The sequence below is a fragment of the Faecalimonas umbilicata genome (genome assembly GCF_004346095.1).
In the GTDB taxonomy this organism is placed as follows: Bacteria; Bacillota; Clostridia; order Lachnospirales; family Lachnospiraceae; genus Faecalimonas; species Faecalimonas umbilicata.
Genome location: NZ_SLZV01000048.1, coordinates 1 through 9,286, shown reverse-complemented (window position 1 = coordinate 9,286; position 9,286 = coordinate 1). Strand labels below are relative to the sequence as shown.

Annotated in this window: 7 protein-coding genes and 2 tRNA genes; 1 reads left to right on the top strand and 8 read right to left on the bottom strand. The window is 42.9% G+C overall.

The features are described 5' to 3' along the window. Positions 1-72 precede the first annotated feature (72 nt). The 6 genes from EDD74_RS14760 to EDD74_RS14735 all read right to left on the bottom strand — a co-directional run bounded on the left by EDD74_RS14760 (position 73) and on the right by EDD74_RS14735 (position 6,163). Positions 73-258 (bottom strand): DUF951 domain-containing protein, encoded by a 186-nt coding sequence (locus tag EDD74_RS14760; RefSeq protein ID WP_116440894.1) that lies wholly within the window; start codon positions 256-258, stop codon positions 73-75. 38 nt (positions 259-296) lie between these two features. Next, complete coding sequence (gene srtB, locus EDD74_RS14755) at positions 297-1,103, bottom strand: class B sortase (protein ID WP_116440895.1); 807 nt, start codon at positions 1,101-1,103, stop codon at positions 297-299. Between the two features lie 80 nt (positions 1,104-1,183). Further along, on the bottom strand, positions 1,184-1,924 hold the full coding sequence (locus tag EDD74_RS14750) for a hypothetical protein (protein ID WP_116440896.1): 741 nt from the start codon (positions 1,922-1,924) through the stop codon (positions 1,184-1,186). Between the two features lie 23 nt (positions 1,925-1,947). Further along, the gene (locus EDD74_RS14745; RefSeq protein WP_116440897.1) at positions 1,948-3,882 is read right to left on the bottom strand and encodes a DUF3114 domain-containing protein; all 1,935 of its coding nucleotides are present in this window, start codon (positions 3,880-3,882) and stop codon (positions 1,948-1,950) included. A gap of 125 nt (positions 3,883-4,007) precedes the next feature. Continuing rightward, positions 4,008-4,880 (bottom strand): DUF2238 domain-containing protein, encoded by an 873-nt coding sequence (locus EDD74_RS14740; protein WP_116440898.1) that lies wholly within the window; start codon positions 4,878-4,880, stop codon positions 4,008-4,010. A 56-nt stretch (positions 4,881-4,936) separates the two neighbouring features. Further along, on the bottom strand, positions 4,937-6,163 hold the full coding sequence (locus tag EDD74_RS14735) for a helix-turn-helix domain-containing protein (RefSeq protein WP_008976965.1): 1,227 nt from the start codon (positions 6,161-6,163) through the stop codon (positions 4,937-4,939). A gap of 281 nt (positions 6,164-6,444) precedes the next feature. Between EDD74_RS14735 and EDD74_RS14730 the strand changes: the two genes are divergently transcribed. Continuing rightward, positions 6,445-8,691 carry a glycoside hydrolase family 3 protein gene (locus EDD74_RS14730; RefSeq protein ID WP_116440899.1) on the top strand — a complete coding sequence of 749 codons (2,247 nt, stop codon included), beginning with the start codon at positions 6,445-6,447 and terminating at the stop codon, positions 8,689-8,691. Between the two features lie 381 nt (positions 8,692-9,072). On the opposite strand, the gene EDD74_RS14725 is transcribed toward EDD74_RS14730, so the two are convergent. Both EDD74_RS14725 and EDD74_RS14720 read right to left on the bottom strand, forming a co-directional pair. Continuing rightward, positions 9,073-9,143 (bottom strand) — tRNA-Cys (locus tag EDD74_RS14725). Positions 9,144-9,193: 50 nt separating this feature from the next. Further along, positions 9,194-9,265 (bottom strand) — tRNA-Glu (locus EDD74_RS14720). Between the last annotated feature and the right edge of the window lie 21 nt (positions 9,266-9,286).

Genomic DNA, 9,286 nt, shown 5'->3' with positions numbered 1-9,286 from the left:
ATATCATACTCATAACCTTTTCCTCCTTTTTGTGCAAACTGCATAAAAAAAGCAACCTGAACTTTTATTAGTTCAAGTTGCAATCGTAACCCGCCTGTTTTTTTCTACTAATTTTCTTGTAATCATAATCTGATGTCCACAACCTGTGCATTTTAAACGGAAGTCTGCTCCGACACGAAGAATCTCCCACTCGTAGCTTCCACACGGATGCTTTTTCTTCATGCGGACGATGTCCCCGACTTCATATACATTCGCCATCTCTTGTCCCTCCTCTGCCGTTTCCTTCCTTGTCTGTCTTACTGTTCACTGACTTTTACTGCCTGCACGACAAATCGCTCCTCATCAGCAACATTTGTACAGGTAGAAAGTGTCACAATCTGAGATGCTGCGTTGATTTCCACATTCGGCGTATACAGTGATGTTCCTTTGATCGTCTCAATGTAATTTAAAAACTCCTCATCCGACTGAAATGCAAACTGATAATTTACAGCAGTATCCTCTACAACTCCCGCCACAAAAATCTGGTATTTTGATTCTTTTCCATCAGGAGTATAGATAGAAAAATACGGATATTTCTCAAAGAAATCCTGTTCTTTATATTTTAACAGCTGAGCAAACATCGTTCCATTTTTCATATTGTGTCCATAGATGATTGTATTGCGGTCTGTAAAAGTACCGGTATTATCTTTATCTACAAAAAGTGTTCCTAACTTGTTGTCATTCGCCTCAAAAGTTCTCGTCAGATATTCTTCATTATCTCTGCCTTTGACAACCGGATAACTGATCTCTGACGGCTCCTCAAAGCGGATCCATCCAACAGTATCGGGATTCATCTGCTGCAATGTCGCAAAATCAACTGTAAAGCGTGGCTGAACTTCCGGTTCTTTCTCTTCTTCCGGTTCTTTCTTTGGCTCTTCTTGAATGACAAGTTCTCTGATCTCCTCGTACTCCTTCTTCCCTTCATGGTACTCGGAAAAAATCTGGTAGAGCTGATAGCCGGAAAATACAAATACGCACACTGCCAGTATCAAAATAAGATTGCTCAGCAATCCTGATTTTTTCTTCTTTCCTTTTTTCCTTGATCTTTCCTGCTTTTTTGCCATAACTGCTTCTCTTTCACCTCCTCATACGCAAAGCTTCCTTTGTATAGTTGGAGTGTAGCACATTCATGGCTTGATTGCAATTATTGATTCCTGTAGGGAAGAAGTGCCTCAGTTCTTTCCGCTTCCAAAATTTTCTTCCACTCTTTCTGTATCTTTTTCTCGACATCGCGGTAAGAAGTCTGAAACCGGACCTTTCCTATATTGTATCCAAATTCCTGAATACATTTTTTCTCGTCTTTTTTCTCTTCATGCATTTGCGACTCATCCAGCGCCTGAAGTCGAAAGGTCTTTTTGACTGGTCGGAATCTCCGGTCAAATTCAATGTTGACTCCTGTCAGTTCATATTCCCCCTTGATCACAACTCCCGACATCAGCGCAAGTTCCTGTTCAAATGCTTCCAGCTGCTTCTTTTTAACAACCTTGATATTATAATTATTTTTTCGGATATCCGACACATTCAACTTGAGCTCTCGAATAGAATCCAAATACGATTCTTCATACAGTTCTGGATTTACTTCCGGATCTGAATCATAGATCTCACACCCTTCGCTCTCTCCGTAGGAAATTCCGACCTCAGTTCCGTTTCGATAACTGTGCATCCCCCACTGCACATCTTTCGGAATCACTGCTCTGTCATTTTTCAGATCAAACCGCACTTCCTGCTGATGATACCCCTCTCCAAGTATGACATTAATATAAGATTCTTCTGCCAGAATACGATTTACCGGTGTCTTGCCCGAAATCTGCTCTCCACAGCCGGTCATATTGCCCAATATCACTGCAGCCAGTATACCACACAGCCACTTTCTCTCCTTTTTCATCCAGGTTTCCTCCTACTGCCCTTTTATTTTTCCTTTTTATAATCCTTCGCAGAACGATACCGCTCTCTGTAATGATATTTTTCAGGACTCTTCCACACTTTTTTCATTGTCTTCTTCACTTGATTCTCAAGATAGGTTGCGTCCCCCTTTTTCTTGTCCGGAGAGGCCGGTAGCACATCCAGACATTGGTGAGCCTCCTCATAATTTGCAGGTGCATAGTTAAAGGACTCTGTGTCAACAATTGTCTTGCCTTCGATCGTCTTCTGCTTTGGATATGCCTCCGAGTTACTCACGATCCCTGTTACTTCATCCACTTTCAAAATATCCCACTCCGTAATAAAGGCGCCTGTCTTCACATCAATAATAAATTCTGACAACCGGTTCGGTGTCAGCACCTTGTCATATTCCTGCACTTCAAATCTGCCTTTGCGCAAAATCTTATTGTGATGTCTGGAAGGTTCCCCATAATATAGAGAAAACTCATACTGCTTCGCATAATTTTGCAGCTTTTCATAATCAGTCTTCCCGGCAAAATGACTTCGCACATACTGAATATTCTGCCTGTCGATATACATTCGAAACTGATGTACTTTCTGATCATCCAGTATTTTATATGCTCCACTCTTCTTCTGCCATGCAGTCCGTACACAGGCAGCATAGGACTCCAGAAATTCCGCATGCGGCGGCATCTCACTGTCAAACTGATACTCACCTGCCAACTGAAGCATCTCATTCCCATCCATATAGCCACCCATCTGAGAGATGACAAGCAGCGCCTTCTCTTTCGCTTTCAGCCCACTGACTTCAAACATATAGGTGTAGACACCCGATCCAACCTTGTGCACTTCCGCAAATGTATCTTCCAGTTCTTTTAAATAAGTTTCCTGAGGGATCTCTGTCAGAGAATCTTCCCGAAATTCCCCAAATCTTGCATCGATTGCTTCCAGATAGGCAAATACTGCACGGCGATCCCAGCCATCCTTCTTTATCAGTTGCTTTGACTGGTCTCTCAAAATCGCAAGAAAACTCTCATCTGCTGCCCGCGCCACATTTGACAAATCTTCAATATACTGTTCTGCCGTCACATCCTTCTCCGGGACAATTTCCTGTATCTTCAGCAAAATTTCATTGTACCTGTCCTCAAAGGATAATTCTTCCACAACATCATCGTAAGCATACTGCTGTTGCAGTTCCTGCTCCACAGTCCGGAGGTCCTCCTCCGCAATCGTCTCTGACTGCAGATGAAACTGTACCTCCTCCGGCCGATACATTTCATCAAACCGAATTCGCACTGCCGTAAGCTGTACTGCCTCAATGTCCACTGCTCCCACATAAGAAAGTGCCGTCAGAAATCCTTCAAGCTGCTCTTCCTCTGTAAATTCCATCTCATAATTCTGTTCTTTGATCCTCTGATCCGTCAATTCCAGATTGATAATGGGAAGTAAAAAGAACTGTGCATCCAACATATCTGACAGCTCTGTGTAAGACTCATACTCTTTCACACCTCTGTATGTCCCATAAAAAATTTCTGCACGATTCCCATCTCGGATTATAATCTGCTTTTCTCCCTCATTTGGCTGCACAATGGTTCTTGCTCCGTAAATATCATACTCTGCCTCTCTCCCCAGATAACGTCTGCCAAGCCTCACTCTCATATAGGTGAGTTCTTCCAGCACATCCTTTACAAAACTCTCCCCTTGTTCCTCCTGAGATTTCTCCGCCTGGTCACCATCACCCAGAACATTCTCATTTCGGGCACTATCATCCGGAACACGATCATTCTGTATACTATCATCCTGTCCGGCTTCCCCAGATGCAGTTGCCTCGTTTTCATCGACTCTCTGCGCAAATACATTTCCACCGCTTCCTGTCCCCGTCAGGAGCGTGATTCCCGCGAAAATGCCTGCACAGATTATCAAAATAATCCTTCTTCTTTTTTTCCACACGCTCTTTCTCATTCGATTCCCGCTTCTTTTCTTATCTTAATTTTTTATGCCGATTTCGCTTCTTATATGCATCTCGGAACTTTCTTTCAGTTTTCCCGTTCCCTATGTAGTCTATTCTCTCTTGGCTCTATTATATACTAGGGATTGCTGTCAGAATCCTCTTTCTGGACTTTTTCAACTTTTCTATCCTCTTCCACAATTTTCAGGAAATCTGCATTCTCATCTTTGATTCTTGGGATAAAGCGGTTTGCAAATTTTCCCTTTCCTCTCTGCTTTACGTAAAAGAATCCGATAATTGAGAATACAACCGCACCGATGAAATTGACAAATAAGTCTTTCATCGTATCGATCAGCCCAATATCCAGATAACCTCCTAAGCCCAATTCCATCCCGTTGACGGCAGTATTTTTAATATTATCAATATGCACTACCTGATTCCCTCCGGTCGGATCCAGCATCACAGTGGAAATACTGTGTACGATCGTGTCTTTCTGCATATCCATACCCAAAAACAAATCCATTCCGCACTCCCAGAATTCCCACATGACACCGATCGTCATAGAGAAGCAAAATGCCACAACTGCCATAAAAAGAGGTGATAACTGTACTTTCACTTTTTCATTCCGATTCAGAATATCTACAAGGGAAAATCCGATCGCCGCCGCAAGGAATCCATTGATCGTGTGGAGCATCGTATCCCAGTTCGCTACCTTTGTATAGTAAGAACCGATTTCTCCCAGTATCTCCGCCGCAAAAATGAAGATCAATATAAAAATCTCCAGTGTCGTCGGAAGTTCTATCTTCAGTTCCATCTGAATAAAGCTTGGAATCATCAGAAGAATCAAGGTCAGTATACAGTAGAAAACCCCTTCATAATTTCGATTGAATATCTGAAGAATCATCACAAGGATCACAAGTGCGCGAAGGGTCACATACACTATAAAAGAACTCTTGTGCTCCCGGATCTCCATTTTCAGTGCCCGCATCCGGTCCTTTATCTTTTGTCTCATAGCGTCCTCCTTTGTTCATTTATTTTATGAAATCATAGCAAACTCTCCTTGGATAGTCAATGAATGGCTGCCATATATTCCCGCGCTGTTTTTCCCGTATATTTTTTAAACTCTACACTGAATTTCGCATAACTGGAAAATCCAGTCATAATCGCAACCTCCATAACCGGGAAATCTCCTGTTTTTAAAATTCCCTCTGCCTTCTCAATGCGAAGCCGGTTCAAATATTCTCCGACTGTCACACGCATCTCTGCTTTGAAAGTTCTCGACAAATACCCCGGACTAAAATGAATCGCCTCCGCAATTTTCTCCATTGTAAGCGGCTGATCAAAATGTGCATACATATACTGGATTGCTTTTGCCACAGGCGCTGAATGTCCTCTCGTCTTCGTCTCCATCACAATCTGACAGTATGCGCGCAACATTTCCTCTTCCAACATCGTTGTCTCCAACCCGCTTCTCGCCTGCTCGATGCGGATCGCAAACAGATCACTGATCTCGTGTACTCTCACAACATCTGCTCCCCCATCCACTGCCGCGATTCTGCAGATCGTATTGACTGTAAACAAAAGATTCTTCTGTGAACGAAGCGGATTATCCGGAGTTCGATAGAAAAATTCTCCTTTACTCATCTGAGAGATTCCACGCCTTGCCATCTGGAAATCTCCTTGTTCCACCGCAGCCCTCCATCGCCGTTCCGTCTCGTAATTTAGCAGAATATCTGTCTTCTCTAACAGCCCTTCCCTTTCTCTCCTTGTTTCTTTCACACATTCCTCCTGCCCGGGCATCTCCTCATATATGACCGGGATCTGTTTCCACTCAGGACAAACTTTGATCAGATACGAAAGGACATCTGCCATCGTTTTTGCCCGGTTTGAAAAATATGGAAGCTGTGAATACAAGAGTTCATACTTCCCTTTTCTGGAAAGTGACAGCTTCTGGCTATGAAGAATTTTCAAGACAAGCTGCTCTGAATAATGCTCCGTCAGAAATGGTCCTGCTGACAGATAATAACTCTCGTCCTCCTCTATGACCTTCAGATTCATACAGACGAGATAAAATTCCGGAAAATACTGATAAGAAACACTATCTTCCTTCGCTTTCCCAAGATGTTTCCACATTTTCTCCGGATGCTCCCAAAGTTTTCCACACAATTCCTCGGGATATGGGTTTTTTGTGAATTTCACAATACAGTTTCTGTCACCGTCGTAGATTGTCAGATCAACCTTCAGCGCCTTGTGCAGCACTCTGGCAGTCTGCACCAGTTCTTCATGTGTTTTCATGTTTCCTCTCCTTTCACAACTCTTCTTCCTCGCTCGTCCCTATTCTTTCCTAAACCTTATTTTCGAAAATCAGACTTATTTTTACATACCTTTTACTGTCCGCTATTTTTCATCCGACAGCATATTTCAATAATATTATAGCATATTTCTTAATATCTCATCTCACAAAATACGATAAAATAAAAGTATATTCTTCCGGATTTTCCAAGTGGTTCCTGATTGGAAAACGCTTGCCGCAAACATTTCTGGAAAAATAAATTTATAAGATTGGAGAAAAAATAATGTCAGCAAAAAAGGCAACAGAAATGATCCGCTACTATAAGAACCCAAATGGGCCTACGATCGGTGTAACAGCCAAAGATGTGATCGAATCCGATGGTCTTTATTTCAAAGATTTAAACGGTGACGGAACATTAAATACTTACAAAGACTGGAGAAAAACTCCTTCCGAACGTGCCAAAGCACTTGCAGAGGAACTTTCCTCCGAGGAAAAGATCGGTCTGCTCTTCATCAATTCTTTAAAAATGGGAGCTTACCAGGAAGACAAAGAGGCAGTCGATGCAACCGGACTTCTTGATGAAAAAGTAATTGAAAAAGACACTACAATCTTTAACGCCGAAAAATATCACGGAACCACCTATACGGTAAAAGATATGGGAATCCGCCACTTTATCCTGCGCGAAAATCCAAAACCGGACGAGCTTGCAGACTGGATGAACGAACTGAATGCACTTGCTGAAGGCGAGACACATGCGATTCCGGTTCTCATGGTATCAAACTCCCGAAACGAAAACGGAGAGATCGTCTTCGGTATGAACGATGCCGCTGGTGTATTTGCCACATGGCCGGGAACAATGGGAATTGCCGCTGCCGTAAAAGGAAGCAGCCTTGACCTGATCGATGATTTTGCAGAATGCATCCGTGAAGAATGGGATGCAACCGGAATGAAAAAAGGATATATGTATATGGCAGACGTCGTATCTGATCCAAGATGGCAGCGTACTTACGGTACGTTCGGCGAAGATCCAGAACTGATCAACAATATTTTTGACCGCCTTGTTCCAGGCATTCAGGGAAGCAAAGATGGTGTAACAACAGATGGTGTTGCAATGACTGTCAAACATTTCCCTGGCGGCGGTGCTCGTGAAAATGGATTTGACCCACACTACAAACAAGGACAATGGAATGTCTACCAGACAGAAAACAGCTTACAGAAATACCATCTGCCAGGATTCCGGTCTTCTATTGCAAACCACGTATCCTCTATCATGCCTTATTATGCAAAACCTGCAGCTGAAAAGAGCGGCATCCAGTACGACATGAATGGAAATCCGATTGAAATGATTCCAGTTGGATTTGCGTTTAACCAGTTTTTCTTAAAGGAACTTCTGCAAAATCAGATGAACTTCCAAGGCTATATCAACAGCGACTCCGGTATCACCATCAATATGGCATGGGGTGTGGAAGAACTTGACATTCCTGAAAGAATCGCACTTGCAGTCAATTCCGGTGTCGATATCATCAGCGGTTCCTTTGATGTATTTGCCGCAAAAGAAGCTTTAGATAGAAGAACAAATGGCTACTATACAGACGGTGCGCACAAAATTCCTGACGGATATACATTAGAGCAGATCACATTGTCTGAAGAAGCTCTCACAACTGCGGCCGCGCACACATTAAAAGAAATGTTCGAACTTGGTGTCTTTGAAAACCCATACCGTGATCCGCAGACTGCAAAAGAAGTGATTGCAAATCCGGTACACTGGAAACATGCCGATGACGTACACCGCAAATCTGTTGTCCTTCTGAAAAACAAAGAGCAGCTTCTTCCTCTGACCGCAGAAAAACTTGCAGACAAAAAAATCTTTGCAAAAGGATTTGCATCAAAAGAAGAGACTGCCAAGGCGCTTACAGAAAAACTGCACAGCATCTTAGCCGAAACTCCAGGAGTGACACTTACAGACCATTACGAGGATGCTGACTATGCATTCCTTTTCGCAAGTCCAAGTTCCGGAGAATACTTCAACGCAACAAAAGGATATCTCGAACTGGATATCTGCGAGAACAAAACTGTCCACGATGTTGACGATCTCGGAAGACCAGCTGAGGCGACACACGAAGAAACAACACTTCTTGGCACTGATGAGATCCGCGTGATTTCAGAAGCAATCCATGCAAATGGAGGAAAAGTGATTTCTAATATTAACTTTACACTCGCATGGATGGTGGGAAATGTCGAACGTTATTCTGACGCACTGCTCGCTGGATTTGACACGTTCCCGGAAGCAACGATTGACATTATCACCGGTGCCTATACTCCAAGCGGAAAAATGCCGATCACCCTTCCAAAAGATGACAGTGTTCTCGCTGTCAATGCCGATGGTGTATGCGTATCTCGCAACGACGTACCGGGATATGACAAAGACTTCTATATGCCGGAAGAAATGAAGGATGAGAACGGCAAAGCATACGCTTACCGTGACAGCGAAGGAAATTATTATGAAATGAATTTTGGACTTGAGTTTTAAAAATCTTATTCACTAAAAAAAAGAGAGGGCAAAACTAACAAGCCCTCTCTCTTTTTATTTCTCGTCAACTACCCACGACCTAAAGGTCATGGGCTTGTAACTGCCCAGTCGTACTAACGACTTACGTCTCCGACCTTTAACCCCAATAGATATTGCTATCTAAAGTGGCGTTACATCATAGGGTGGTTGACAACACCCTTTGTAATGGCTAAAGATTCACAAGGCTCCTCCCACCACCTGAATGTAGTGGGTTTCCGCCTATGGCAAACGAAAGGATTTAATTTATGAAGTCCATAAAAATCTTCGGCATAATCATTTTTACACAAAATCCAAGAACTTTTACCGCACAAAAAAAGTACCGAATCACTTCGATACTTTCTAAGGCGCCAACCAGATTTGAACTGGTGATAGAGGTGTTGCAGACCTTTGCCTTACCACTTGGCTATGGCGCCATAACTTATATATTTTATTATATGAGCCAAATGAATCATTTATGCTCAAATGACTCCTACGGGAATCGAACCCGTGTTACCGCCGTGAAAGGGCGATGTCTTAACCGCTTGACCAAGGAGCCTTATTCGTCTTTTCACTTTTA

Bases quoted from the DNA above. Each gene is read 5' to 3' on its own strand.
- EDD74_RS14745 (WP_116440897.1), bottom strand. From the start codon at position 3,882: ATGAGAAAGAGCGTGTGGAAAAAAAGAAGAAGGATTATTTTGATAATC.
- EDD74_RS14735 (WP_008976965.1), bottom strand. From the start codon at position 6,163: ATGAAAACACATGAAGAACTGGTGCAGACTGCCAGAGTGCTGCACAAG.
- EDD74_RS14740 (WP_116440898.1), bottom strand. From the start codon at position 4,880: ATGAGACAAAAGATAAAGGACCGGATGCGGGCACTGAAAATGGAGATC.
- EDD74_RS14730 (WP_116440899.1), top strand. From the start codon at position 6,445: ATGTCAGCAAAAAAGGCAACAGAAATGATCCGCTACTATAAGAACCCA.
- EDD74_RS14750 (WP_116440896.1), bottom strand. From the start codon at position 1,924: ATGAAAAAGGAGAGAAAGTGGCTGTGTGGTATACTGGCTGCAGTGATA.
- srtB (WP_116440895.1), bottom strand. From the start codon at position 1,103: ATGGCAAAAAAGCAGGAAAGATCAAGGAAAAAAGGAAAGAAGAAAAAA.
- EDD74_RS14760 (WP_116440894.1), bottom strand. From the start codon at position 258: ATGGCGAATGTATATGAAGTCGGGGACATCGTCCGCATGAAGAAAAAG.